Origin of the sequence: Alcaligenes pakistanensis (assembly GCF_014652815.1) — a bacterium.
Taxonomy (GTDB): Bacteria; Pseudomonadota; Gammaproteobacteria; order Burkholderiales; family Burkholderiaceae_B; genus Alcaligenes; species Alcaligenes pakistanensis.
This window is the reverse complement of sequence record NZ_BMZN01000002.1, coordinates 450,542-476,743: the sequence shown is the minus strand read 5'-3', so window position 1 is coordinate 476,743 and position 26,202 is coordinate 450,542. Positions and strand designations below refer to the sequence as shown.

Annotated in this window: 26 protein-coding genes; 9 read left to right on the top strand and 17 right to left on the bottom strand. The window is 54.7% G+C overall.

Annotation, left to right across the window (positions count from 1 at the left end):
- Positions 1-22: 22 nt before the first annotated feature.
- Entirely contained in the window at positions 23-1,567 is a 1,545-nt protein-coding gene (locus IE156_RS07190; protein WP_189391847.1) for a UbiD family decarboxylase, read from the top strand.
- 183 nt (positions 1,568-1,750) lie between these two features.
- On the opposite strand, the gene gloA is transcribed toward IE156_RS07190, so the two are convergent.
- The gene (gene gloA / locus IE156_RS07185) at positions 1,751-2,155 is read right to left on the bottom strand and encodes a lactoylglutathione lyase (RefSeq protein WP_189391846.1); all 405 of its coding nucleotides are present in this window, start codon (positions 2,153-2,155) and stop codon (positions 1,751-1,753) included.
- A 96-nt stretch (positions 2,156-2,251) separates the two neighbouring features.
- The gene (locus tag IE156_RS07180) at positions 2,252-3,172 is read right to left on the bottom strand and encodes a LysR family transcriptional regulator (protein ID WP_229841085.1); all 921 of its coding nucleotides are present in this window, start codon (positions 3,170-3,172) and stop codon (positions 2,252-2,254) included.
- Between the two features lie 309 nt (positions 3,173-3,481).
- On the opposite strand from IE156_RS07180, the gene IE156_RS07175 reads away from it, so the two are divergent.
- Together IE156_RS07175 and IE156_RS07170 are read left to right on the top strand one after the other, a co-directional pair.
- Entirely contained in the window at positions 3,482-4,861 is a 1,380-nt protein-coding gene (locus IE156_RS07175) for an MFS transporter (protein WP_189391845.1), read from the top strand.
- 246 nt (positions 4,862-5,107) lie between these two features.
- Positions 5,108-5,542, top strand: a complete 435-nt coding sequence (locus IE156_RS07170) for a hypothetical protein (RefSeq protein WP_189391844.1) — start codon at positions 5,108-5,110, stop codon at positions 5,540-5,542.
- Between the two features lie 66 nt (positions 5,543-5,608).
- Here the strand turns inward: IE156_RS07170 and IE156_RS07165 are convergent, their stop codons facing one another.
- The 13 genes from IE156_RS07165 to dacB form a co-directional block, all read right to left on the bottom strand.
- Positions 5,609-6,919: an amidase gene (locus tag IE156_RS07165; protein WP_189391843.1), complete on the bottom strand. Its 1,311-nt coding sequence runs from the start codon at positions 6,917-6,919 to the stop codon at positions 5,609-5,611.
- Positions 6,900-8,072 carry an oxamate carbamoyltransferase subunit AllG family protein gene (locus IE156_RS07160; protein ID WP_189391842.1) on the bottom strand — a complete coding sequence of 391 codons (1,173 nt, stop codon included), beginning with the start codon at positions 8,070-8,072 and terminating at the stop codon, positions 6,900-6,902. Before IE156_RS07160 ends, IE156_RS07165 begins: the two co-directional genes overlap by 20 nt.
- Before the next feature lie 9 nt (positions 8,073-8,081).
- Positions 8,082-8,696 carry an NAD-dependent dehydratase gene (locus IE156_RS07155; RefSeq protein ID WP_189391841.1) on the bottom strand — a complete coding sequence of 205 codons (615 nt, stop codon included), beginning with the start codon at positions 8,694-8,696 and terminating at the stop codon, positions 8,082-8,084.
- A 49-nt stretch (positions 8,697-8,745) separates the two neighbouring features.
- Positions 8,746-9,618, bottom strand: coding sequence for an NAD-dependent epimerase/dehydratase family protein (locus IE156_RS07150; protein ID WP_189391840.1), 873 nt, complete (start codon positions 9,616-9,618; stop codon positions 8,746-8,748).
- A 21-nt stretch (positions 9,619-9,639) separates the two neighbouring features.
- The gene (locus tag IE156_RS07145; RefSeq protein WP_189391839.1) at positions 9,640-10,605 is read right to left on the bottom strand and encodes a PDR/VanB family oxidoreductase; all 966 of its coding nucleotides are present in this window, start codon (positions 10,603-10,605) and stop codon (positions 9,640-9,642) included.
- An 18-nt stretch (positions 10,606-10,623) separates the two neighbouring features.
- Entirely contained in the window at positions 10,624-11,847 is a 1,224-nt protein-coding gene (locus IE156_RS07140) for an aromatic ring-hydroxylating oxygenase subunit alpha (protein ID WP_189391838.1), read from the bottom strand.
- 220 nt (positions 11,848-12,067) lie between these two features.
- The gene (locus tag IE156_RS07135; protein ID WP_189391837.1) at positions 12,068-12,946 is read right to left on the bottom strand and encodes a LysR substrate-binding domain-containing protein; all 879 of its coding nucleotides are present in this window, start codon (positions 12,944-12,946) and stop codon (positions 12,068-12,070) included.
- Positions 12,947-13,098: 152 nt separating this feature from the next.
- Positions 13,099-13,488, bottom strand: a complete 390-nt coding sequence (locus IE156_RS07130) for a hypothetical protein (protein ID WP_189391836.1) — start codon at positions 13,486-13,488, stop codon at positions 13,099-13,101.
- Complete coding sequence (locus tag IE156_RS07125; RefSeq protein WP_189391835.1) at positions 13,485-13,874, bottom strand: phage holin family protein; 390 nt, start codon at positions 13,872-13,874, stop codon at positions 13,485-13,487. The genes IE156_RS07130 and IE156_RS07125 overlap by 4 nt, the downstream gene beginning before the upstream one ends.
- A 158-nt stretch (positions 13,875-14,032) precedes the next feature.
- On the bottom strand, positions 14,033-14,350 hold the full coding sequence (locus IE156_RS07120; protein WP_189391834.1) for an ElaB/YgaM/YqjD family protein: 318 nt from the start codon (positions 14,348-14,350) through the stop codon (positions 14,033-14,035).
- Between the two features lie 151 nt (positions 14,351-14,501).
- Positions 14,502-15,218 carry a hypothetical protein gene (locus IE156_RS07115; protein WP_189391833.1) on the bottom strand — a complete coding sequence of 239 codons (717 nt, stop codon included), beginning with the start codon at positions 15,216-15,218 and terminating at the stop codon, positions 14,502-14,504.
- A gap of 116 nt (positions 15,219-15,334) precedes the next feature.
- Positions 15,335-15,970, bottom strand: coding sequence for a uracil phosphoribosyltransferase (upp, locus tag IE156_RS07110; protein WP_189391832.1), 636 nt, complete (start codon positions 15,968-15,970; stop codon positions 15,335-15,337).
- A 69-nt stretch (positions 15,971-16,039) separates the two neighbouring features.
- The gene (gene dacB, locus IE156_RS07105; RefSeq protein WP_189391831.1) at positions 16,040-17,488 is read right to left on the bottom strand and encodes a D-alanyl-D-alanine carboxypeptidase/D-alanyl-D-alanine endopeptidase; all 1,449 of its coding nucleotides are present in this window, start codon (positions 17,486-17,488) and stop codon (positions 16,040-16,042) included.
- Between the two features lie 158 nt (positions 17,489-17,646).
- Here dacB and queA point away from each other — a divergent pair, with 158 nt between their 5' ends.
- From queA to secF, 5 genes are all read left to right on the top strand, one after another.
- Positions 17,647-18,711, top strand: coding sequence for a tRNA preQ1(34) S-adenosylmethionine ribosyltransferase-isomerase QueA (gene queA, locus IE156_RS07100; RefSeq protein ID WP_189391830.1), 1,065 nt, complete (start codon positions 17,647-17,649; stop codon positions 18,709-18,711).
- On the top strand, positions 18,708-19,844 hold the full coding sequence (gene tgt, locus IE156_RS07095) for a tRNA guanosine(34) transglycosylase Tgt (protein ID WP_189391829.1): 1,137 nt from the start codon (positions 18,708-18,710) through the stop codon (positions 19,842-19,844). Before queA ends, tgt begins: the two co-directional genes overlap by 4 nt.
- 89 nt (positions 19,845-19,933) lie before the next feature.
- Positions 19,934-20,275: a preprotein translocase subunit YajC gene (yajC, locus tag IE156_RS07090; RefSeq protein WP_189391828.1), complete on the top strand. Its 342-nt coding sequence runs from the start codon at positions 19,934-19,936 to the stop codon at positions 20,273-20,275.
- Positions 20,276-20,335: 60 nt separating this feature from the next.
- A complete protein-coding gene (gene secD, locus IE156_RS07085; RefSeq protein WP_189391827.1) occupies positions 20,336-22,201 on the top strand; it encodes a protein translocase subunit SecD in 1,866 nt (621 codons plus the stop codon).
- 52 nt (positions 22,202-22,253) lie between these two features.
- On the top strand, positions 22,254-23,192 hold the full coding sequence (secF, locus tag IE156_RS07080; protein ID WP_189391826.1) for a protein translocase subunit SecF: 939 nt from the start codon (positions 22,254-22,256) through the stop codon (positions 23,190-23,192).
- Positions 23,193-23,567: 375 nt separating this feature from the next.
- Here secF and map read toward each other — a convergent pair whose 3' ends face one another.
- Both map and IE156_RS07070 read right to left on the bottom strand, forming a co-directional pair.
- Entirely contained in the window at positions 23,568-24,335 is a 768-nt protein-coding gene (gene map / locus IE156_RS07075) for a type I methionyl aminopeptidase (RefSeq protein ID WP_189391825.1), read from the bottom strand.
- On the bottom strand, positions 24,332-24,553 hold the full coding sequence (locus tag IE156_RS07070) for a ParD-like family protein (protein WP_189391824.1): 222 nt from the start codon (positions 24,551-24,553) through the stop codon (positions 24,332-24,334). The genes map and IE156_RS07070 overlap by 4 nt, the downstream gene beginning before the upstream one ends.
- A gap of 248 nt (positions 24,554-24,801) precedes the next feature.
- On the opposite strand from IE156_RS07070, the gene miaB reads away from it, so the two are divergent.
- Complete coding sequence (gene miaB, locus IE156_RS07065; RefSeq protein WP_189391823.1) at positions 24,802-26,202, top strand: tRNA (N6-isopentenyl adenosine(37)-C2)-methylthiotransferase MiaB; 1,401 nt, start codon at positions 24,802-24,804, stop codon at positions 26,200-26,202.

Genomic DNA, 26,202 nt, shown 5'->3' with positions numbered 1-26,202 from the left:
GTAAGCGGAGCCCCGTTCTTCTGTGAAATACCGTGACTTAAGAGACTTTATTGCCCAGCTTGAAGCCAAGGGTGATCTGAAACGGATTACGCAGCCGGTTTCCACCTCGCTGGAAATGACTGAAATCAGTGACCGGGTGTTGCGTGCCGGTGGACCGGCGCTTTTGTTTGAAAATGCCCAGCATCAAGGCTCCAAAGCCGCCATGCCCGTCCTGGCCAACCTGTTTGGAACTCCGCAACGGGTTGCCTGGGGCATGGGTGCGCAGGATGTGTCGGCATTACGCGACACCGGCGAACTGCTGGCCAATCTGAAAGAGCCACAAGCGCCCACTGGAATGCGTGATGCCTTGTCCAAGGTGTCCATGCTCAAATCCGCCTTGTGGGATATGAGCCCCAAGAATGTACGCTCCCCTGCATGTCAGGAAGTGGTGCTGGAAGGCAAGGATGTGGATCTGAACCAGATCCCCCTGCAGTTGTGCTGGCCCGGTGACGTGGCTCCCTTGCTGACCTGGGGTCTGGTCATTACCAAAGGCCCGCATGCCAAGCGTCAAAACCTGGGCATCTACCGCCAGCAGTTGATTGGCCGTAACAAGCTCATCATGCGCTGGTTGTCCCACCGTGGCGGTGCCCTGGATTTTCGTGATCATGCACTGACAAACCCCGGCACGCCCTTCCCGATTGCCGTCGCCCTGGGTACCGACCCGGCAACGATTCTGGGTGCGGTCACTCCTGTTCCTGACAGCCTGTCCGAATATCAATTTGCCGGATTGTTGCGCGGGTCGCGCACCGAAGTGGCCAAGGCCTTGGGCAGCGATCTGTCTGTGCCCGCTTGGGCAGAGATTGTGCTGGAAGGCCATATCCTGCCCAGCGATCACCCGGATGCGCTGCCCCCCCAGGTGCCTGAAGGCATGAAGCCGCCTGCCGACAGCAGCTACGAGATGGCACTGGAAGGCCCCTACGGCGACCACACCGGCTATTACAACGAGCAGGACTGGTTCCCGGTCTTTACCGTTGAGCGCATCACCATGCGCCGCAAGCCGATTTATCACAGCACCTACACCGGCAAACCGCCGGATGAGCCTGCCGTGCTGGGCGTGGCCCTGAACGAAGTGTTTGTGCCCTTGCTGCGCAAGCAGCTGCCCGAGATTATCGATTTTTACCTGCCACCTGAAGGCTGCAGCTATCGACTGGCTGTGGTGTCGATTCGCAAACAATATGCAGGCCACGCCAAACGCGTGATGTTTGGTGTCTGGAGTATTTTGCGCCAGTTCATGTATACCAAGTTCATCGTGGTGGTGGACGAGGACGTAAACACGCGCGACTGGAAAGAAGTGATCTGGGCCATGACCACCCGTATGGACCCGGTGCGCGATACCGTTCTGGTGGAAAACACACCGATCGACTATCTGGACTTCGCCTCGCCCGTGTCTGGTCTGGGCGGCAAGATGGGTATGGATGCCACCAATAAGTGGCCCGGAGAAACTCAGCGCGAATGGGGCACACCGATCAAGATGGATGAGTCCACCAAGAAAAAAGTGGACGATATGTGGGGTTCGCTGGGGCTGTAAGCCCCCAGAATCACAAGATATCTATCTGAATGTAGGCAGATAGCGCCTGTCATTTCCATGGCAAAGCTTGCTGACAAGCTAGCCCTGTTCTGCCATCTACATGCAGCGTTAAAAGGGCCCGTGCACAACACGGGCCCTACTATTTCCATCCTCAGCATCAAGCAGACACCTGCTAAACACGCCTTAAAGTGGCTCCACCAGTTCAATCAGGTATTCGTCCGGATCGAATACAAACGCAATAGTGCGTTTGCCATGATTCATCTGTTTAGGGGGCGTCTTGATCTTGACACCACGCTCTTCAAGATAGCGCACTGCCTGATGAACGTCCTTGACCATCAAAGCCAAATGACCAAAAGCACCGCCCTTTTCATAAGCTTCGCTCTGGTCCCAGTTCCAGGTCAGCTCCAGACTGGATTGAGTCGCTTCATTAAAGCTAAGAAACACATTGGTGAATCGACCGGACTCATACTCTGTGTGACGCACAAGCGTCATGCCCAGCGTATCCCGATAAAACGCCAGGGATCGCTCCAGATCCAGAACGCGCAGCATGACGTGATCAAAGCCAAATTGAATTTCAGTGGTACTCATGAGCAAGACCGATGTTTAAAAATGGCAATGTAGCAAAACTGCCCCACTTCAATCATGACCGCTCATCAAGGAGCCATGAGAAATACTCAAGGTGACTCAGGCCGGAGTCATCAGCGTGGAGGACATGGTCTGGATAAACAAAGGCACACAGGGATTGGCATTACTTTCCTGCCACATGATGTTGATAAAGGACTGCGGATGTTGGCCAGACAAGTCCAGATCTATCGCCACCAGATCTCGGTGTACATACTTGCGCAGGGATTGGGACAGGATGGCAATACCAATATTAGCGGCGACCATACTCATAATCCCCGTAATGGTGCTGGCTTCCTGCACCGAATTGGGATGAAAGCCCGCATGGCGGCACAGCGAATAAAAATAGCGCCGCCATACCTGCCAGTGCGTCTTGCTGCCCACCACAAAGCGTTCATTGGCCAGCTCCACCAAGGGAATCGACTTTTCCTTTGCCAGTGGATGATCACTTTGCAAAAGCACAATCGGGTCGTCCCGACACACCGGCTTCCACTGCACCCCTAGCTCCTCGGGGTCGTCAGAAAAGGCAAAGCCGAAACCCAGGTCCAGGCTGCCTTGCTGCAAGCCCTGAATCTGCTGCTGGGTGGGCATATATAACAAATCAGTAGTGATGTTCGAGTATTGCTGCTTAAAGTGCTCCAGCGTTCGGGGCAGAACGTCCTGCACAGCATAGTCGTTGTAGGCAATGATCAAGTGGCCAATGTCGCCAAACTTGGCCTTTTGAGCCAACTCAATCCCGCGCTCCAGATGTACAAAGACCTGCTCTATTTCTTGTAATAGTAAAAAGCCTGCCGCTGTCAGCTTGACCTGGCGCGTGCTGCGTTCAAACAGGTCTACCTGCAAATCTTCTTCCAGCTTTTTGATGATACGCGTCAGCCCCGGTTGCGTGATGTGCAGCAGCTCGGCCGCCTTCTTGAAATGCAATTGTTCAGCCACCGTTTTAAAGGCACGCAGGTGATGCAAATCAAGACGTCCAGGGATCATGACTCAGCTCATTTTTTCGATTGATAACATTTCGATCAATAATAGTGCGCGAATAGTGAATGGACAAGCAATTTACAGAGGTTTAGCTTATCAATCACGCGCTGGCCAGCCTGTTAATGCCGGTAGCAAGACTTGATGCAGATCCAGAGCAAAAGGAGACATTCAGCCCATTCCAGTTGATTCACTATTCAACTTTTGAATCACTAAAAACAAGACTAATACCCACTTATAAATAATAAAAACAGAGCGCCCCACAGGCTTTGATTTCAGAAAAAAACAGATAGTCCCAATACTTGAGGAGACATAAGTATGCACAGGGAAACCACGATGGCCGAATCGGAGCATACCGATACAGGCCATATTAAAAAAGTAATGATGGGTTCAGCGGCTGGCACAATCGTTGAATGGTTTGATTTTGCTTTATTCGGCTATATGGCCGTCTATATTGCACAGAACTTCTTTCCGACCGAAGACAAGATGGCGGGCTTGCTGGCCACCTTTGCCGTGTTCCTGGTGTCGTTTATTGTGCGGCCCTTGGGGGGCATTTACTTTGGCCGGCTGGGGGATCGCATTGGCCGCAAGAAAATTCTGGCCCTGACGGTCTTGCTGATGTCCGGCTCAACGGCTGCCATTGGTCTGATTCCCACTTATCACAGCATTGGTATCTGGGCACCGATTCTGCTGATTATCATCCGCTGTATCCAGGGGCTGTCGGCCGGTGGCGAGTATACCGGTGCCACCATCTATACCGTTGAACACAGCCCCATGAACAAGCGCAATTCCTACGCTTGGGCCATGTCCGGCGCGACCTACTTTGCCTTTGCGCTGGCCGCCGGGATCAGTGCCGGTTTGGCTGCGCTGATCGGTGCTGAAGCCATGGGCGACTGGGGCTGGCGCACCATCTTCCTGCTGGCAGTTCCCATGGGCATTGTGGCTTTCTTTATCCGTGACCATTTGGCTGAATCTCCCGAGTTCCAGCAAATGCGCGCCGAAAAGAAAGGCCAGATCAGCTATAGCGCCTCGCAGGTATTCAGGGCAGAAGGCTCCAATATTGTGAAGCTGGGCGGGTTCATCGTGCTGTACGCCCTGTCCTTCTATATCTTCTCCACCTACATGAATACCTTTCTGCGTACCGTCATTGGCTTGTCGTCGGTCCAGTCCCTGACAGCCAATATGGTTGCCTTGTTGTTCGTCACTGCCCTAACCCCGATTGCCGGCATTATTTCCGACAAGGTGGGTCGCCGTAGAATGATGCAGTTTGCTGCTGTCTGGCATGCTCTGTTTACCATTCCTGCCTACATCATCGTCAGCAAAGGGGCCTCTCTGGAAGCCGCCATTTTCGGGATGCTGATTATCGGTATTGGCCAGGTCGCAGCCAGTGTGGTGGCGGTAACGCTGCTGTCCGAGATGTTCCCTACCGACATGCGCTATACCGCATCGAGCATGTGCTACAACATCACCTTCGCAATTTTTGGTGGTACTGCCCCTTATCTGGCTATCTGGCTGACCACACAAACCGGCAGTTATCTGGCCCCCGCTTTCTACGTGACCGTAGTCGCTGTGCTGTGCTTTTTCTGGGTAACGATACTGATGCCAGAAACCGCCAACAAGCCCTTGCGCCGTTATCACACCGACCCGGCCTCTGAAGCTAAAACAGCGGTTAGTTTAGGGAAAGCCAATATCAGTTAGCCCCTAAAAACCCGACTGATTGCTGGTATCGAACAGCCCTGTTTTACAGGGCTGTTTTTTTATGTCGGAAAAGCATTGATTTAGCGTAAAAGCTATTAACAAAAACGAAAGTCTGCTTATACAAAAATCGTATTCCCATCCCTGCTTCTATAGAATAGCCTTCTATAAAACACCGCAAAAGTAGACTCACTCCCTGCCTCCTGCAGACTGAAGAACGAGCTTGCACTGCCCAAGGGAACCCCGCACATGACCACCCTCAGCCTGACCAACGTAACCGTACGCAGCGATGACAGCTCGCGTTCAGAGGGATGGCTGACGGTGGAGTTCAGCAATGGTCACACGATTAACGCCTACTGCCCTGAAGGCAATGACAACTGGACCCAAGGCACCCAACGCCTATGTGCAAACGACCAGGAGCCCGGTCTACAAAACGTCCTAGTCGATAAGCTCTTGCTGCAGGCTGCCAACGATGGCGGCTACATCGTCTTGCAAGCAGATCTGCCCAGAGCAGCCATCCCCATGACCTACGCCCGCCCCGCGAATGAACATGTCTATATGGAACTGCCCCATCAGCAACAAAGCGTACTCAGCGCAGACTTCCTGCTTATTGCCGCCATCATTGCCGCTGCGCTGTGCGGCCTGAAATGGCTATTTGAAAAGTACCTGCTGCCTAAACTGTAAAAACGCGGGGCATAAAAAAACGCCCTGTAAAAACAGGACGTTTGACTCAAACAAAAAGGCCGGCAACTACAGAGCAAGAACCGTACCGGCTCCTAAGAACCGTTGCTGCAACTGCAAAGCCTGCGACAGCAGAACATCATCCTGATGCGGCTTGCCAATCAACTGCAAACCCATAGGCATTTTCTGGTGATAGCCCAAGGGCAAAGACACGACAGGCAGTCCGGCCAACTGCCAGGCTCGGCTCATGAAGGGCGCCCCCGTGCCTACCGTTTTATATGGGGCAACACCAGAAGCGGCAGGCGCCAGAATGAAGTCCACCTGCTGGCTATCAAACCACTGCAACAAGCTGCGCTTGAGCTCATCAGCGCGTTCCAAGGCGGCAATGTACTCCTTGTAGGGCAAAGCCAAGCCACTGCTGAGCAAACCCTGCATATGCGTGCTTAAGGTTTCATGCTGCTGCTGTTCATAAACCAGATTACGGGCTACTTCATAAGCCATGATCTGGGCATGCAAGGTCGTTAACTCAGCCATTTCATCCGAGAACGGGAAAGCAATACATTGATGCCCCTGCTCCAACAGCGCTTGCTGGCAGGCGGATAGCGTCTCCAGCATGGGGGCCTGCATCTCGCCCAGAGCCTCCCCCGAAAAGCTGGCAAATACATAAGACTGCGGCGTACCCGGTGCCGCCAGACTCAAGGATTTATGCAGCAGAATATTCCGTACCAACAAGGTATCGAGCACATCGTTGCTGATGATGCCCAGCGAATCCAATGACTGAGCCAAAGGCTGGATATTGCGCAAGGAGAACTCGTTTTTACTGCCGACATAGCCGATACAGCCACAGTACGAGGCAGGCCGTATCACTGAGGCAGCGGTTTGAGTACCAAAGGCAATGGGCACCATATAATCCGCCACCGCTGCGGCTGAACCACTGGACGAACCACCCGGCGTGCGTTCCGGATCATGCGGGTTGCTTGTTTTACCCGCTTGGAAATAGGCAAATTCGGTAGTAACGGTTTTGCCCATCAAAATACCGCCGGCTGCTTTCATGGCGGTCACACAAGAGGCATCCATATCCGGGATACGATCCTGATGAATGGCAGAGCCCATGGTGGTGGGGATGTCAGCCGTATCAATGACATCCTTGACTGCAAAGGGCAGCCCCATCAAGGGTGAGGCTTTGTAGAACTCGCTACGGCTCTCATATTCGGCCAGATAGTCTTCCTGATCGATCAGGTATTGCCAGGCCCCTACTTTCTCATCTCGTACTGCAATACGTCCGTAAAAAGAGGCCACTATCTCTGGCAGTGTGGCTTCTCCCGTATGCAGAGCGTGCAGCAATTGATGCAGGGGTAACTTAAACCACTGTCGTTTCATGCTGCCACTCCTTAAGATTGCGCAACAACTGGGCATTCACAGTGGCCACGCCGCCCCCGATACGGCCCTTTTCCCCGGCACCATCAATCATGCCCAGCAAAACCAAAGGCCCTGTATCGCTGGCCATCACCGCTACAGCATCAGTAATGCCTGCACGGCCCGCCAGAAAGGGCAAATGGGTTTTCAAAAACTGGCTTTGACGATTCAGGTAATCCGCAGGTAAAACAGCCTGCAGATTTTGGGCACTGAATGCAGCTAGGTCCAGGCACTGTCCACCCAGCCCGACAAAATCCACCACCGCGCTGTCGCCCAAGGTACCTAGGGCTTGAGCCTGCTCTTTACCGGCTTCTTTACTACCCACGATGGCCGGCGCATCCACAACCAGCCAAGTCTTGGCGCCCGCCAACTGCAAGCCAAAACGCAAGCCGTTGCCCCCTACTTTGACAATGGCATCCGTCCCTGCTGCCTGTTCCTGCGTCGCCAGAATAAGGGCGCTGGCTGCCATCCAATAATTCAGTGCCCACGCCATCGCACCGTAAAGAAAGCTCGTGCTTTGTTCATCATTAATACCCCAAGAGACAATAATGTCGGCCAGCAGGCGAGAAGCATGCATCGTGCGAGCATGACCATCATCACCGTTAAGCAGCGACGCCTGCACAATGGGTGCCAGATCGACAGGGGCGCCAAAATGAGCGACCAGCCTTGCGCCCAGATCCTGATGCAGCCAGCGCAGATGCGGCATCATTTCCTGCGCAAAAATACCCAGGCGTGTACACCACTGCATCCCTTCATTTAGCACGGAGTACTTCTTGTTTGCGGGCCGATTGGCATCGCTCACTTCAATGAGGAACATGGAGGGCGTCGCTACCCCGGCCAAGGGAACAAGCACACCGTAATCCTGGGCGGGAGCCAGTTGCACTCCGCCTTCATCCAGCAAGGTTTGAGCCTCTGCCTTGTTGCTTGCCCAGCCTTCATACAGGATGCCTACCAGTACTGAATTGCGGATGGCGGGCGGCAACTCCGCCGGGCTACGAAAAGGCGGCCCGGCATGCAAAACCAAACGGGCCTGTGAAGGCAGAATCTCTTGCAAGGGTCTGACGCCAGTCCAGAACGGCAGAACTGCTGGCGCGTGCTTATCTACATGCTGAGCCATACCACCTCCTTACGCCACGCGCACCCAGGTTTCACTATTCGCCAAGCTGGCCGACTGCGCCCGCGTGCCGTTGAAATCCCGCTCTATCGTGCTGCCCGCCAAAGGCGTGCCATTAATCAGCACCTTGGCTTCCTGCGCAGGGTGGAATACGCACATCATTTCGTGCTTCTGGGTTTGAGTCTGGCTTTGTGGCAGGTCCACACAAATCGCGGGCTGCGTCATTTGATGCCATTGCAACGCTATGTTCACACCCGCGCTGGCCGAGCTGACCGACTCTGTGACTAACTCAGGAAAGCGATTGACCGTCTGAAACACGCCGTCGCCCAGTACCTTCAACTTGTCCAGGGCAAGCGCTTTACGGAACAGGCCAAAATGACGCACAAAGTCCCGCACCAGATATTCGGCTAAAGGCAGATTGTCGGTAATTAGCCAGCGTGTGTCGCTCTCGTCGCCTTCCTCGTATGGTTTGTCCAGCACCAGAATGGCCTGACCACTGCCGTACTCCGAACTGGCGATACGGAAATACAAGGACAAGGAAGACCAGTCCTGATCCGGATCGGTTTTCAAATAAATAAAGGGGTTATCACCCGTCCAGTCCAAGGTGCCTGTTTTAATACCGTTCATGCTCAGTCTCCGTACTTATGTTTTAGTCATGGGCGTAATCTGGCTGTGTTTAAGCCTGCTCTTTCGCCACCGCATATTCTTCGCGTAACTGCGTGAAATCCGTGCTGGGCTGCCAACCCAGGATGTCCTTGGCGGCACTGCTGCTGAAAATGGAAGCGCGCGGATTGTTCTGATACCAGCGTGGATTCTTAATCGGCGGGACAGCCCCAATAATCTGCGGATACCAGTCGGTAGTAGCCGCAGGATGAGAGCTGTCATCGGCGCTGATAAAGAACACCCCGTAGCGCAGCCCTTGCAGATTGACGGCGGCTTCAAAAGCACGCGCCAGATCAGCCGCCCAGATGTAATAGAACAGCCAGTTACGATCCGGGCTATCCACAAACTGAATGTACTCAGCAATGGTTTCCGGCAAGACCACAGCCAGCGGACGCAGGCAGATCACTTCCATATCTGTGGCATCGCTAAAGCTCTTTGCCATCTGCTCCATCATGATCTTGCTGACGCTGTAGGCCTGATAAGGCTTGTTCTCGTGAGCCTCATCAACAGGCAGATACTGGGGCGTCCAGTCGGCACGCATCTCCGACAAGCCGCAGGCAGAAATGCTGGAGCAAAGCACCACTTTCTTGACGCCGTTTTCACGACAGGCCTGCAGCACATGCCAGGTGCCACGCACATTGACATTGATGTATTGCTCTTCCGGCGCTTTCCAATCGAAATCGATAGCGGCCAGATGAATCACGGCGTCCGCATCTTTGGTGGCTGCGCGTACAGCCTCCAGATTCATCACGTCGGTTTGAATAAATGACACCTGATGCTGGCTAGGCTTCAAATCGGCCACCACCACGTTCATGGTTTGCATCAACTGCTGAACCACGTAAGACCCTACACGGCCCGAGCCGCCTGTAACCACCACTTTTTTCATGGTGTGTTCTCCTGTTTATTGTTATAGATCTAAAACTAATTCGGCCGACACGGCTCGGGAAACGCAGATCATCATGGTTTCATTCAGCTGCCGCTCCTGGGGGGACAAGACAAAGTCCCGGTGTTCAGGCTGGCCGGAAATCACAACCGTCTCGCAGGTGCCGCAAGTACCGTTCTGACATGAACACTTGACCCGTATCCCCTCGCGTTTCAGGGCTGCCAGGATGCTTTCATCACTGGCGACCACGACGCTTTTACCGGACTTTTGCAAGGTCACCGTAAAGCTCTTGCCTTGCAACAAGCCTGGATCGGCTTGCACCGAAAAGCGCTCCAGCACCAGTTGCCAAGCGATGTCAGCCTGTTCCTGTTGATAGCTTTCCAAGGCATTAAGCAAGGCTTGCGGGCCGCAGGAATACACAGTGGTGTGCTCGTCCAGCGCCTTTAAGGCCGCTTCCAGGTCAAACAAACCATCCTGATTGGAGGCATGCGTTGTAATGCGTGCCCCATCCACTTGCTGCAGTTCCTGAAGAAAGATAAAGTCCGCCGCATTTCTGGCCAGATACAGCAAATGCCAGTCCAGACCGGCTGCGGCAGCCGCCTGGACCATAGGCACAATGGGCGTAATCCCAATGCCGCCGGCAATAAAAAAGCACTTTTTATCGGCAGCAAAAGGAAAGTGATTTTTGGGAGGGCTGACCGCCAAGGCATCACCTTCCTGCAACACGTCGTGAATGTAAGCAGAACCACCCCGACCGGAATCCTCTCTCAAAACAGCGATCTGCCACTCGCGGCTATTGGCCTGCTGACCGCACAGCGAATAATGACGATAGAGCGGCTCGCCCTTGGAAACCGCCAGCTCCAGCTCAATATGGGCGCCGGGCTCCCAGACAGGGAATTCGGCCCCGTTTTGCAGACCGAGCGTCAAACCCACCACCCGTTCCGAAAGTCGGGTCTTTTTCAGCACGCGTGTTTGCAATGTTTGCTGCATGATGCCGCTCCCGCCCTCTTAAGCAATCGCGCGGATAGGCAGGACCCGGCTCTGCTCATCTGCCCGGCTATCTTCTGCGCGGTACAAATCAATCAGCCAGTTCTGCAAACGCTTGATGACCAGCTCTTCATTGGTCAAACGGCCGCGGGAGGCAAAATTCGACTGCATGCCCTGATGCGAACGACGCCATGCGAACAGATCCTCGATCATGACGGGATACAGATCATCGTGTTCCTGATCGAACTTCTCTTTGTGATCCTCACGCTCCAGCGTGGATTGCGGATACATCCAGGACACGCCGTAGGTGGACTGCTTGGCGCTCTTAGGCAGCCACATGAAGTACTTCACCTTGTCGGGCATGCCTACCAGCAGCAAGTTTGGTGCCACGGTCACGTAAGACAGCTGGGTGCGCTCCTGATCGCTCAAGGAATCCATTGCTGGCTGCAGGACCGAGCCAGTATGGGTCGGTGCCGCGTCAATATGCGTGGAAATCAGGTTGTAGGACACAATGCCGTTGGAGACGTCGTTAAAGACGGCGCTTTCATCCACGCGCTCCGGATTGGTTTCATACATACCGCCCCAGGAGGAGGCATGCAGGAAACTGCAGTGGTAGCACTCGTCGTTAAAGATTTTCCAGTTCCAGTCAAAACTTTCCATCTTCAAGGGCTCGGAAGACTTCAGTTCGGACATGCGGTAGTTCTCTAGCTGCTTGCCCAGATTACCCAGACGGGTATGCAGGGCGGGTGCCAGCGCGTCGTAATTAATGAAAATGAAGCCTTCCCAGACTTCTGAACGAATCTTGGGCAGACAGACACTCTTGGGATCGAAGCTGGCACCGCTATCGGTCAGGCCCGGGGCCGACACCAGCTCGCCTTCCATGTTGTAGACCCAGGCGTGCAAAGGGCAACTGATACGACGCACATTGCCTGCACCTTCCAGCAAGAGCATATTGCGGTGGCGACACACGTTCGAGAGCACATTAATGCCACCTTCACGCGTGCGAATGGCCAATAAGGCGTCATTACCCACATCAAAGGTGAAGAAGTCACCCGCATTAGGAATGTCGGTGGCACGGCCAACACAGAACCACTGCTTCTTCCAAACCGCATTCAGCTCAAACTCAAAAAAGTCTTCCGAGTTAAAACACTCGGGCGGCAAGGCATAGACTTCATCCGTTTCTTGCTGAAAGTAGCTTCGATCGAACTCTTCAATAGCAATCGGTGAGCGTAGGGCTTTATTCATCTCGATATCTCCTCTGGTCTGCTTGAGCACCATGAATGGCTTGTTATTAGGTCAGGCCAATCATGCGACAGGGAGCGAGGCTTGAAAATTGAGCAAATTTGACGGAACGATGAGTTTTTTTTGAGGCTGGAGCGGATTCCGTCAAAAACTGCTCGATTCTGGACACAAAAAAGCCTGCGAAATCGCAGGCTTTCTACGTACAAGGATAATCAGATAGCGCTTAGCGAATGGCGATAGAAGCCACCCAATCAATAAACTCCTGCTCCTGGCTGCTTATATTGGCTTCTTTGGGATAGGCCAGAAAATACGCGTACTCATCCAGGTACACATCAAAGAGCTGAACGATTTCCTGCTTCTCCAGCATAGGCTTTAACAGAGCCGGGCAGCCCAGCATCACGCCTTGCCCATTAAGCACCGCGTTCATGCGCACATTGGTGTCGTCAATGTGAAAGCCCTTCTTGGCCGTCAACTCCTGCCCAGCCGCCTTGCGTAACCATTGCTCCCAGCACAGCTGGTTTTCCTCATGAATCAACACATGCTGGTTCAGGTCAGCAGCAGACTCAATCTTGCCGTGCATCTTTAAGTAGGACGGCGCACACACCGGCGTCAGATTTCCCGGAATGATGCGCAAGGTTTGCAACTGCGGCCAATCACCCTGCTTGCCCCACACAATCGCAAAGTTGATGTTGTCGCGGAAAAAATCAGGTGCTTGCAAACGATGCAGCAAATTGATTTCAATATCCGGGTGCTTCAGCCAGAAGTCTCCCAACTGCCCGGTAAACCACATGCTGGACACAAAGGGCCGTAAAGACAGATTAATGCGGCTCTTGCCATGCGGCATACGCAACTCGCTCAAAGCCTGGTTGATTTCGTAAAACGGCCGCTGCAAGCGATCGAACAAAAACTGCCCCTTGTCCGTCAGCTCCAAAGAACGGTTTTTACGCAAGAACAGCTTGCAGCCCAAGTATTCTTCCAGCACTTTGACCTGGTGACTGACCGCCGAAGGAGAGACCAGCAGGTCTTCTGCCGCCTTGGTGAAGTTCAACCTTTGCGCGGACACCGTAAAGGTTCTTAAGGCATTCAGTAATGGCACCTGCATGACGGGCTATCTCTCCTGATTATGTATTTCCAAGACTGGAATTATTTATTATCTGGAGCATAAGCCCAGCAGGCTGCAAAAACCAGCCTGTCACTCTGGCTGACACACAAAGAAAAACCGGCCTGGGCCGGTTCTCTAAAAACACTGAATGATCAAACTTCCGTATCCGTCTTACGACGTACCGGAACCAACACTCTGCGTGCTTTTTCCCGCGAAGCCTTGGAGGAGTCATATAGCTTCCATGCCCCCAGAGCCAAGGCCCCGAGCCGCATCCAGCGACCACCAAAACTGCTGATGACCGCCGAGGCCCCCGACAGCAAAAACGGATAACGGCGTGACAAGGACAAAGCGCTGGTCACCATACCGCCCATGCTCAGGCCGGAGGGTTTGACACTGTTCCACAAATTACCGGGACTTAAATCGTCGCCTAGCGAATGAATCTGAGACGACATGCTCTGCCGCTCCAAGGAAGCTCGGACTCGCAGCAGTTCGATACGCACGGCCCGTTCCTGGGCGGACATGCTCTCTTGCTTGGTGCTCATTTCACGTCTCCCTCAGAATCCCTCAAGCGCTCAATAAACGCAACATCGCGGCGCAACTCGGACAAGGTAGCCGAAAAAGGAATCGGTCCTGTTGTCAGGCGGCGGCGTACGGCCAGGAACAAACCCACTCCCAAACCCGCATACAGGACGACCAATGCGCCCAGGGCCCAATAGCGGTAATCGGTAGGCCAAAAGTACAAAGCCAGCAACAAGCTGAAAACCAGCACCGCCAAAGTCGAGAACAGCAGCGCGCCGAACACCATACTCAGTATGGTTATCAGGCTGGCCTTCTGCTGACCGGCTTCCAGAGCGAACAGCTCCAGCCGCGTACTGACAGCTCCTATCAAGGTAGAACCAAGCTGACTGATAGTTTGCCTAAGCGCCATGATTTATCCCTGCTCTGCGGCATCTTGTCATTGCCAGCAATGACAAGAGCCTGATGTCTAAGAGGCTGCCGACCTGGACCGTAAAATCCAGATCGGCAGGGCTGCTTTTTTTGCTGCTGCGGCCCCGGACAGGGCCAGCAGCGCAGAGCACAGACAGATTAACGACGGCTGATCAGCATGCCGAACATCAAGCCCACAACGCCGGCCACGCCAATGGCTTGCCAGGGTTTATCGTGAACATAGTTGTCGGTTGCTTTTGCTGCACGCACGCTGTGTTCAACCACAGCTTCTTGGGCATCGTGCAAAGAATCCCGGGTCAGCCGCAATGAGCGCATCGCTTTTTCACGCAGCTCACCGGCTTTATCGCCCGTGGCTTCGGCTGCTTCACGCATCAGTTGCTCGGCCTCATCCAGGCTTGCCTTAACCTCTTCGATGAATTTGTCTCCGCTGTTTTCCACACTTTTCTTGGTAGCCATATACAACTCCTTGCAGTTGAAAGGGACACGCGACAAATACGTATCGCCAAGTGAATAGCGCAATAGAAGCGCCGCATAAAATTCTTTAACCTGCTGCTTTCACGATCAGGATAAAGATGCTCGGTGGACCTGGGACAAGTGGGTCACAGGTTTACTTCAGTTGCGTCACGTCCACCGTAGACGGTGCACCATTCTGAATACTTTCTTGTTTCATAACCATTTGTACTTCCGGGCAATACCAGTCGGTTACCTGGGAGTTAATCCCCGGAATAGGCAGGCTAATGCCACTAAAGCTGGCCTGAGTAGGCTCAATCTCGCGCTGGTAGCGGATAGGCCAACATTGGTAATTGCCCAGTGCCGTCTGCACGGTTTGCTGGGCTCCTACTGTCTTGGCACCCGTATGAATACGTAAAACATTGGACTGGACCCGCTTGTCCAAATTGATCTGAAAATCCTGCCGGGGGAAAGTCTGACCTTCCTGCAATCCACCATGTTCATAAGAGAACAGGCCCAGCAAACGCAAATCGAATGAGCCTTGAACGGGTTCCAGACCACCACGACCATCATCGCGCTGGAAACGTGTACGGCCATCGCGCACGGTCATGACGTAATCAATATTGGGTTTACTGGCAGGCAAGCCTGCCAGAGCCACACTGGCCTTACCCTGAACCCGAGCCTGACACTGATCGCCACCCTGCTTTTTCACGTCGGAAAAAGCCAGATCCGCCCCCAGGGCCAAAAACCCCGAACCAGTCAGTTGTACCTGTCCGCCATCACGCATAAAAGGGACATCGCACAAACCGGCCTGAGCCGAACTCAGTCCCAACATGACCAACAGCGGTGCAACCATCCAAGCATTCAGTTTCATGTACATCCTGATTCAGTGAAACTCACGTTTGACTCATTATTATGCCTATCCACTTAGGGACACTGGCAAGGGATTGTAAAAAAACACGACAAGTTCTGGTCTGAACCCTCCTTGCCTTAATCTTTTTGACGAGTCCCGAAAATACGATCACCTGCATCACCCAAGCCCGGCACGATATACCCATGCTCGTCCAGACGCTGATCAATGGAAGCGGTATAGATATGCACGTCAGGGTGGTGTTTTTCAAGAGTAGCGATGCCCTCCGGTGCCGCTACCAGCACCAGGGCGCGAATATTTTTGCAACCCGCTTTTTTCAGCAGATCGATGGTCGCAACCATGGAACCACCCGTTGCCAGCATAGGATCAATAATCAAGGCAAGACGCTGATCCAGTTCACCCACCAGACGCTCCAGATAGGTCTGGGCCTCAAGCGTTTCTTCGTTACGGGCGATGCCGATCACGCTGACTTTAGCGCCGGGGATCAGGCTCAACACACCGTCCAGCATGCCAATACCTGCTCGCAGAATGGGAACCACCGTCACCTTCTTGCCAGCCAACTTTTCCACTTCCACATCACCACACCAGCCCGAAATGGTGGTGGGTTCCAGCGGCAAATCCTTGCAAGCCTCGTAAGTCAGCAAGGAGGCGATTTCCTGGGACATTTCGCGGAAATTCTTGGTGCTCAGATCCGCCTTGCGCATCAAGCCCAGTTTATGGCGGATCAAAGGGTGGCGTATTTCGTGTATGGGCATGATTGCTTCATCAAATTAGGGACAAACTAAAACAGGGCCGCCTCAAAGCGGCCCGCACTATCGTGATCGTTAACGCACTGCCAACCACTTCACCACCGCATCAAAAAAGGGCCGTGCAGAGGCAGAACGTTCGTCATTGACCATCATGACGACAATATACCGCTTTCCACTGGCTCCCAGCACGTAACCGGCCAAGGCTCGGCTATCGCGCAAGGTGCCGGTTTTCAGGTGGGCACGCCCCTGAACCTCGTCATCGCGCAAGCGCGAACGCACTGTGCCATCCACGCCGGAGATCGCAAACGAGGAAATGTACTCAGGCATCCAGTTGGAACGCCAAGCGACTTTCAGCATGTCAGCCATGCCGCCCGCCGTCACCCGTGCATTGCGGGACAAGCCCGAACCGTTGTCCACCGTCCAACCAGCCGTATTGATACCTTGGCGACCCAGAACATTCATCACCGACCGCTCGCCACTGGCAACCGTGGCACCCGGGCCATTCATTTCCGCACCGACCGTCAGCAGGATGGTCCGTGCCATGACGTTATTGCTTTGCTTATTAATAAGGCGGATCAGGTCCGACAAGGATTGCGAGTCATGCCAGGTAATAGCCTGGGCACGGGCAGGCACTCGGCCTGCCTTGATATCACGCGCCAAGGTGCCCCCTAGGTCGCGCCATAGGCCACGGAACAGTTTGTCGAAAAACTCCGTTTGAGAGTGCACCAAACGATAAACGCTGAACTCACCGCAAGAGGCGGCCGCCTTGCCGCTGACACGGATCACCATGCCACCAGCCTCAGGCTGAATCTGAGTTCCCACCACAGGGGAACCCGGGCACGTCGCGGTGGACCACTCTACTTCGCCCTGCACACGCACGCCAGGCAAAGGAGGATCGACGATGGCAATCCATTTACGCGCTTGGGTGTCGGGCTGAAACACCAGACGGGAAGCGCCCAGGCCTACCATCATGGCATCGGGGCTGGCGTTGTAGGGACGGTCACCCGCATTATCAAAATCGCCTGGATTGATGGTGACGTTACCAAAGATGGAACGATCCACAACAACTTCGGTCAGATTCTTCACCCCACGCAAGCGGAGTTCACGCAACATGTCCCACAACTGTGGCACCGTCAGAAACGGATCGCCTCCAGCCTTGATATACAAAGGGCCCTTCAAGGTGCCCTGCTCGTCCACCTGCAGGCCATCCTGGGCCATCAAGGTGGTGCGCCAGGTATATTCCGGTCCCAGAGCGGACAGGCCTGCCCAGGTACTGACCAGCTTCATGACCGATGCGGGGTTGCGGGGCTCCTGGGGGTTGATGCCCACCAGACGCGGGCCATCCGCCTCGTCCACCACAATGGACAGGGCCGACTGCGGCAGACGGCTGGCATTCCAGACCGAGGCCAGCTCGGGTGGCAAGGCCTGGGCCAGGGCTAGTGATGCGCCTTGCACCATGAGCAAGGTGGCCAGGGCCACATGCTTGCAACGACTCAAAACAGGCTTTGCCTTTAAAACGCCCATGCCCACGTCTCCAACAGATCAATTCAGGAAAGACCCAAGCATACCGAAAGAAAAACACCGAGGATATGACCGTTTCAGCAATCTGGCGGCAAAGCGGTAAAATAGTCGGTTACCCCATCAGGCCCGGCCTTCTGGCCAGCGGCCCTTTACGACACACCATGAGCATCGACCCCTCTTTAACTATCGCCCAATTCGATTACGAGCTTCCCTCTGATCTGATCGCTCAAAGCCCTCCAGCCCAGCGCCAGGGCAGCCGTCTGCTGCATCTGGACGGCGCCAGCCAATTACATGATCGGCAATTTACCGACCTGCCCAGCTTGCTGCGCCGGGGTGATCTGCTGATCTTCAACGACACACGAGTCATCAAGGCGCGCCTGCAAGGCCAGAAAAGCAGCGGCGGCAGAGTAGAAGTACTGATTGAACGCGTCACCGGCCCCGACACCGCTCTGGCCCATATCCGCGCCAGCAAATCCCCAAAACCCGGCACCTTGCTGGAATTAGCCGAAGGCCGGGTGCTGGCCGATTGCACGGGACGCGAGGACGCCCTGTTTGCGCTGCGCTTTCACGAACCTGTGCTGGACATGCTGGAGCAGTACGGCGCGACGCCTCTGCCCCCCTACATCACCCACGCAGCCGATGAAGAAGACGAATCGCGTTATCAAACCGTTTACGCCCGTCATCCCGGTGCAGTCGCAGCCCCAACCGCTGGCCTGCACTTTACCGACGAGATGCTGGCCTCCCTGCGCGAGCTAGGCGTTGACCAGGCTTTTGTAACCCTGCACGTCGGTGCCGGTACTTTCCAGCCTGTACGTGTGGACACGATCAGCGAACACGTCATGCACGCCGAGCGCTACCATGTGCCCGCCGCCACCCTGGCCAAGATCGAGGCCACCCGTACTGCGGGCGGTCGTGTCATTGCCGTGGGCACCACCAGCGTGCGGTCACTGGAATCTGCCGCCAGCAAGGAGCCTGGCATGAACCAGCGCTGCGCCGATGGCAGCATTGAAGGCGACACGCGCCTATTCATTACCCCCGGCTACCAGTACCAGTCTGTCGATGCCTTGATTACCAATTTCCATCTGCCCCAGTCCACCTTGCTGATGCTGGTATCGGCCCTGGCGGGGATCGAACCTATACAACGTGCCTACCAGCACGCCGTCCAATCCCGGTATCGCTTCTTTAGTTATGGCGATGCTATGTTCATTGAGCCTCTTACCCCATGAGTGGACTGAAGTTTGACCTTTTAAGCACCGATGGCGCCGCTCGCCGTGGCCAGATCACCCTGAACCACGGTGTGGTGCAAACCCCCATCTTCATGCCGGTAGGCACCTATGGCAGCGTCAAAGCCATGATGCCGCACGAGTTGAAAGACATTGGTTCACAGATCATTCTGGGCAATACCTTCCACCTTTGGCTGCGCCCTGGCACAGAAGTCATGGACAAGTACAAGGGGCTGCACAATTTCATGCAGTGGGACAAGCCCATCCTGACGGACTCAGGTGGTTTTCAGGTATTTAGCCTGAAAGGCATGCGCAAGATTACCGAGGAAGGGGTGAAATTTGCCTCCCCTATCACCGGCGAGCGCCTGTTCCTGACGCCTGAAGTATCCATGCAAATCCAGTACTCCTTGAACTCCGACATTTCCATGGTGTTCGACGAATGCACGCCTTATCTGATTGATGACCGCCCTGCCACGCATATCGAAGCGGCCAAATCCATGCGCATGTCCTTACGCTGGGCCCGCCGCTCGCGCGACGAATTCAAGAAACTGGCCAACCCCAATGCCCTGTTTGGTATTGTGCAAGGCGGCATGTACGAAGACCTGCGCGACGAATCCCTGGCTGGCCTGACCGAGATCGGTTTTGAAGGCTATGCTATTGGCGGCCTGTCCGTTGGCGAGCCTAAAGAAGACATGATGCGCATTCTGGCGCACACCACACCCAAACTGCCTACCAACGCCCCGCGTTATTTAATGGGCGTAGGCACCCCCGAGGATCTGGTCGAAGGGGTTAGCCAGGGTGTGGATATGTTTGACTGCGTCATGCCGACCCGCAATGCGCGCAATGGCTGGCTGTTTACCCGCTTTGGCGACATCAAGATTCGTAATGCCCGCTACCGCGACGACACCCGCCCACTAGATACTGGCTGCCAATGTCATACCTGCCAGCATTTTTCGCGTGGCTATTTGCACCATTTACAGCGTTCCAATGAAATTACCGGCTCGCGTTTGAATACCCTGCACAACCTGCATTTTTATCTGCAGATCATGCAAGAGATGCGTGATGCCATCGAGCAAAAGCGGTTTTCAGCCTGGCGTGAACAGTTCCATCAGGACCGGGCGCGCGGAATTGAATAACACGCGGGTTGTGATCCCGCAATAAAGTGCCGCTACAATACACCGTTAGTTTTTGACAACCCACACAAAAAAACCCTCAGGAGCCCCATATGTCCGCTGTTGACATTCTGACTCTCATCCCCGCCCAGATTGGTGGTGGTGATAATGCCTTGATGGGCATGCTGCCCATCATCTTGATGTTCGTTGTGCTGTACTTCCTGATGATTCGCCCTCAAATGAAGCGTCAGAAAGAACACCGTAACCTAGTGTCCAATCTGGGCAAAGGCGACGAAATCATCACTTCCGGCGGTCTGCTGGGCAAAGTCAGCAAAGTTCACGACAACTACCTGACCGTTGAAGTCGCCAACCTGACCGACAAGCCGGTCGAAGTTCTGGTCCAACGCGTGGCCGTTACGACTGTGCTGCCTAAAGGCACCATCAAGTCGCTGTAATGCCTCCGACCCCGGACTTTGGTCCGGGGTTGCCATTTCTGCACCCGTCGTAGATACCCCATGAATCGTTATCCCCTCTGGAAATATCTCATCGTATTGGTCGCGCTGGCGATCGGCCTGATCTATACGCTGCCCAATCTGTTTGGTGAGTCTCCTGCTGTCCAGGTCTCCAGCGCCAAATCCACGGTCCGGCTTGAAACCAACCTGATCAGTCATGTTGAAGAGCTGCTCAAGAACAACAATATTCCTACGACGGGTTCGTATTTCGAGCAAAACGGACCCAGCGCCACTGCGCGTTTTCGTTTTGACTCCACCGATGTTCAGCTCAAGGCCAAAGACCTGATCGAGCGCGACCTGAACAAGGGCGCGAGCTTGCCAGACTACACCGTCGCCTTGAACCTGATGCCCGCGTCGCCCGCCTGGCTGACTGCCCTGGGCGCGCACCCCATGCACCTGGGTCTGGATTTGCGCGGTGGCGTGCACTTCCTGCTGCAAGTCGATATGCAGGGCGCCTTGACGGCCCGCTACGACTCCATGGTGGCTGATGCCCGCAGCGTGCTGCGCGAAGCAAAAATACCGGTTGGCAACATTGAACGTGATGGTCAGGCCCTGCGTCTGAGCTTTGCTTCGGAAGATGAGCGTGATCGCGCCCAGACCGAAATGCGCCGTTCCATGCCCGACCTGGCTTTCACTCCGTCCGGTAATAATGGTCTGAACGCCCGCCTGACCGACACCGCTGTCATCCAGGTACAGAGCAATGCGCTCAAGCAAAACATCACCACCTTACATAACCGGATCAACGAACTGGGCGTTGCCGAACCGCTGATTCAACAGCAAGGCTCCGACCGTATCGTGGTGCAGTTGCCGGGTGTGCAGGATGTGGCCAAGGCCAAAGAAATTCTGGGCCGTACCGCCACGCTGGAACTGCGCATGGTGGAAGACTCCCCCGCCGCTGTTGCCGCCCTGAACTCGGGCACCGTGCCCTTTGGCCTGGAACGCTACACCGAACGTGGTGGCGCGCCCTTGCTGCTGCGTCGCCAAGTCATCCTGACAGGTGAAAACCTGCAAGATGCCCAACCCGGCCGTGACTCGCAAACCCAACAGCCCACCGTCAACCTGACGCTGGACAATAAAGGTTCGCGTATTTTCCGCGATATCACCCGCAACAACATCAACAAGCGCATGGCGATTGTGCTATTTGAAAATGGCGTAGGTGAAGTGGTGACCGCTCCGGTTATCCGCAGCGAAATCCCCAATGGTCAGGTACAGATCAGCGGCAGCATGAACGCTCAGGAAGCTGCCGATATTTCCCTGTTGCTGCGTGCCGGTTCGCTGGCCGCCCCCATGAGCATCATCGAAGAGCGCACCATTGGCCCGAGCCTGGGTGCCGACAATATTCGCCAGGGCTTTAACGCCACGCTGTATGGCTTTATTGCGATTGCGATCTTCATCATGCTGTACTACCACTTGATTGGTCTGTTCTCCACCATTGGCCTGACTTTCAACGTGCTCTTGCTGCTGGCTGTGCTGTCCATGCTGCAAGCGACCCTGACCTTGCCCGGTATCGCCGCTATTGCTTTGACGCTGGGTATGGCCATTGACGCCAACGTGCTGATCAACGAGCGTATCCGAGAAGAATTACGCAATGGCGCCTCACCGCAACAAGCCATTAATCTGGGTTTTGATCGTGCCTGGGCCACTATTTTCGACTCCAACCTGACCAGTCTGATCGTGGGTGTCGCTTTGTTGGCCTTTGGTTCTGGTCCTATCCGCGGCTTTGCAGTGGTGCATGTGATCGGCATTCTGACCTCCATGTTCTCCTCGGTGGTTGGGGTTCGTGCCCTGGTCAATCTCTGGTATGGCAACCGTCGTCGCCTGCAAGGGATTTCTATCGGCCAGGTCTGGAAGCCACAGGACAAGAAGTAAAGCGCCGGGGCCGGTGCAAACCGGCCAGGCCCAACTACAGGCATAGAGCATCATGGAATTTTTTCGTATTCACCGCACCATCCCGTTCATGCGCCATGCGCTGGTGCTGAACCTGATCAGTTTTCTGACATTTATTGCAGCAGTCGTTTTTATTATTTTGCGCGGCTTTCACCTGTCCATCGAATTTACCGGTGGCACAGTCATGGAAGTGCACTATCAGCAAACCGTGCAGGTCGAAGAAGTGCGCCGCTCAGTTCAAGCTCTGGGCTATACCGACTTCCAAGTGCAGAACTTCGGTACGTCTCAGGACATCATGATTCGTTTGCCTGTGCTGGACGGGCAGGATTCGACTCAGCAGAGCGCACAGGTTATCAATGCTTTGCAACAGCAACACTCGGACGTAGAGCTGCGCCGTGTGGAGTTTGTGGGGCCGCAGGTCGGGCAGGAGCTACTGCACAACGGTTTGATGGCGCTGGCCTTCGTTGTCGTGGGCATTGTGCTTTATCTGGGCTTCCGCTTTGAATGGAAGCTGGCGCTAGCGTGTGCTATTGCCAACTTGCACGACGTGGTCATCATCCTGGGCTTTTTCGCGTTCTTCCAGTGGGAGTTCTCGCTATCGGTTCTGGCCGGTGTGCTGGCCGTGCTGGGTTACTCCGTGAACGAGTCGGTCGTGGTGATGGACCGTATCCGAGAAAACTTCCGCAAGCAGCGCAAGATGTCGGTGTCGGACATTATTGACCTGTCCATTACCCAGAATATTTCGCGCACTATCATCACCCACGGGTCTACCCAGATGATGGTGTTGTCGATTTTCTTCTTTGGTGGCCCAACACTACATAACTTCTCGCTGGCACTGACCATTGGTATCTGGTTCGGTATTTACTCCTCCGTGTTCGTTGCCGCTGCCATTTCCATGTGGTTGGGCGTGAAGCGTGAGGATCTGGTCAAGCCAGTCAAGAAAGATGAAGGCGGCGAGGTAGTAGAAGGTTAAGTTGCTTCTTAGCTGTTGCTAAAGAAAAGCCCGACATCACAATAATGTCGGGCTTTTTGCTTTTGAGAGTACAGGCATACCATCAATAGAGTGGCAGCAATAACCCTCTTTTTGTTTTATTAAAGGCCTGAGCAGGTCGGCGGGCGAGTCAGGTTGGCCGCCGCGGGCGGGATGCTGAGGCGGGATGCAAGGGGTGTGCTGCTTGAGGAGCACGCTTACGGTTTGTCCGGGGGATAAATCGCGCTCCGAGTTCACGACCCGCCAAGCCTAGGCAGATCCATTCAATCAAGGTGAGCTGAAAGACTGTAAAACAACGACTCAAACACCAAAACGACGACAAACACGGCAGGCACAAAAGCACGACAGGCCATTTAATCAATGCGGCACAGTCTCATCCGGCCTTAAAGTCAGCACGCGCACACCGCTATCTGTCACAGCTACCGTGTGCTCGAATTGAGCGGACAACAAACCATCGCACGTTCGTACGGTCCAGCCATCTTGTCCGGTTTGTACCGCATGGCCCCCCTGATTCAGCATGGGTTCAATCGTGAACACCATCCCTTCCATCAAACGTAATCCTGTACGCGGCATGCCCCAATGCAACACCTCCGGCGCCTCATGCATTTCGCGCCCAATACCGTGCCCGCAATAGTCCCGCACCACGGAATAGCCATGCTGACGCGCATATTGAGAGATGGCGAATCCCACATCCCCTAAGGTCGCACCAGGCCGTACCGCCTGTATGCCTTTCCACATAGCCTGATAGCAGGCATCGACCAACTTCCGGGCAGCGGGAGCCACCTGCCCCACCATATAGGTCTTACTGGAGTCCGCAATAAAACCGTTCTTCTCTAAGGTGATGTCGAAATTCACGATATCGCCCTCTTTCAGCACATCGGTGATGGACGGCATGCCGTGACACACCACTTGATTAGGCGAGGAATTCAAAACATAAGCATAGCCATACTGCCCCTTACTGGCCGGGCGGGATTGCAAGTCATTCACGATGAAGTACTCAACCAGATCGTTGACCTGCATGGTGTTCATACCAATCAAATCCAGCTGATCCAGGCGCGTAAACACCTGAGCCAGCAAGCGACCCGCTTCCGCCATCAAGGCAAGTTCGTCGGCCGTCTTAATCATGCGGGCTCCCTCTGTTCCAGCGGTACCGCCGGTTCGCCCAGCCCCGCTGCACGCATTTCCCGGGCAACAATATCGTTAAAACTCAAGGTCGGGTTCAGCTCACACAACAGCCCCATGCGTATCCAAAAAGCCGCCTGTGCATTGATGGAGCGACACGACACCGTGCTGGCCTTGCGTAGCTGATCGTGCAGTTCATCATCAATATTCACAATACCCATTCCACTTCCTTTATATGATCCATATACGAATCATATATTTTCTGAAAATGTGATGCAAGCAGGATAAATCGGTTTCCACACTCTGCTCAGTACTGTTTCAACTACCTTCCCGTCAAAAAAGCGGCCCGCCAGCAACAAGTCCAACAACATAAGAGCGCGCCTTGTGGCTCACTGGAGGCCGGGCGCTATAATGCTCGATTCATCATTTTCAATAGCCCGCGGGATATACACCCGTCACGGCTCCTTCTATGACAGACACCACACTCACTACTCCCGCCAGCGCGGATTCCGCCGCCAAGCCTGCCCGCAAGCTCTTCATCCGCACCTTTGGTTGCCAAATGAACGAGTACGACTCCGAAAAAATGGCCGATATCCTGAATCAGGATCGCCCGATAGAGCTGACGACCAACCCCGAAGAAGCAGACATCATCCTGTTTAATACCTGTTCGGTGCGCGAAAAAGCGCAAGAAAAGGTGTTCTCGGATCTGGGCCGGGTTCAGCACTTGAAAGCGCTCAACCCCGATCTGGTGATTGGCGTGGGCGGCTGTGTGGCCAGTCAAGAAGGCGACACGATTATTCGTCGCGCTCCCTACGTGGATGTGGTTTTCGGACCGCAAACCCTGCACCGCCTGCCCGAGCTGATCGTCAAGCGCCGCAACAGCGGCCGCTCGCAAGTGGACATCAGCTTTCCAGAAATTGAAAAATTCGACGCCCTGCCCCCGGCACGTGTTGAAGGCTACTCGGCCTTTGTGTCGATCATGGAAGGTTGCAGTAAGTATTGCAGCTTCTGTGTGGTGCCCTACACCCGTGGCCCCGAAGTCTCCCGCCCCTTTGACGATGTGCTGATGGAAGTGGCTGACCTGGCCGACCAGGGCGTGCGCGAAGTGACACTGCTGGGCCAGAACGTGAACGCCTATCGTGGCCCTACCGAGGTCGCTGGCGAGATTGCCGACTTTGCCATGCTGCTGGAATACGTACACGAGATTCCCGGCATCGAGCGCATTCGCTACACCACCTCGCACCCCAAGGAAATGACCTCGCGCCTGATCGCTGCCCACGGCAATCTGCCCAAGCTGGTCCCTTTCCTGCACCTGCCTGTACAAGCTGGTAGCGACCGTATTCTGGCTGCAATGAAACGCGGCTACACTTCGCTGGAGTTCAAATCCATCGTGCGCCGCCTGCGCGAAGCCCGTCCGGACATTGTCTTGTCCTCGGACTTTATCGTTGGCTTCCCCGGCGAGACCGAAGAAGATTTCCAGAAAACACTGAAACTGATTCGCGATGTGAATTTCGACCAGTCTTTCTCCTTTGTATACTCCCGTCGCCCCGGCACCCCTGCCGCCGACCTGGAAGACAACTCCAGCAAAGAAGAAAAGCTGGACCGTTTGCACCGTCTGCAAGCGCAGGTCAACGGGCAGGCTCAGGCAATCAGCCAGGCCATGGTCGGCAGCGTGCAACGCATTCTGGTCGAAGGCACCTCCCGCAAGGACGACACGGAATTGAAAGGCCGCACAGAAAACAACCGCATCATCAACTTTCCGGGCGATCGCCGCCTGATCGGACAAATTGTGGATGTACACGTGACCCAAGTGCTGACTAATACCTTGCGCGGCGAAATCGTGACTCACGACCGGGTGACAGGAGCCTGA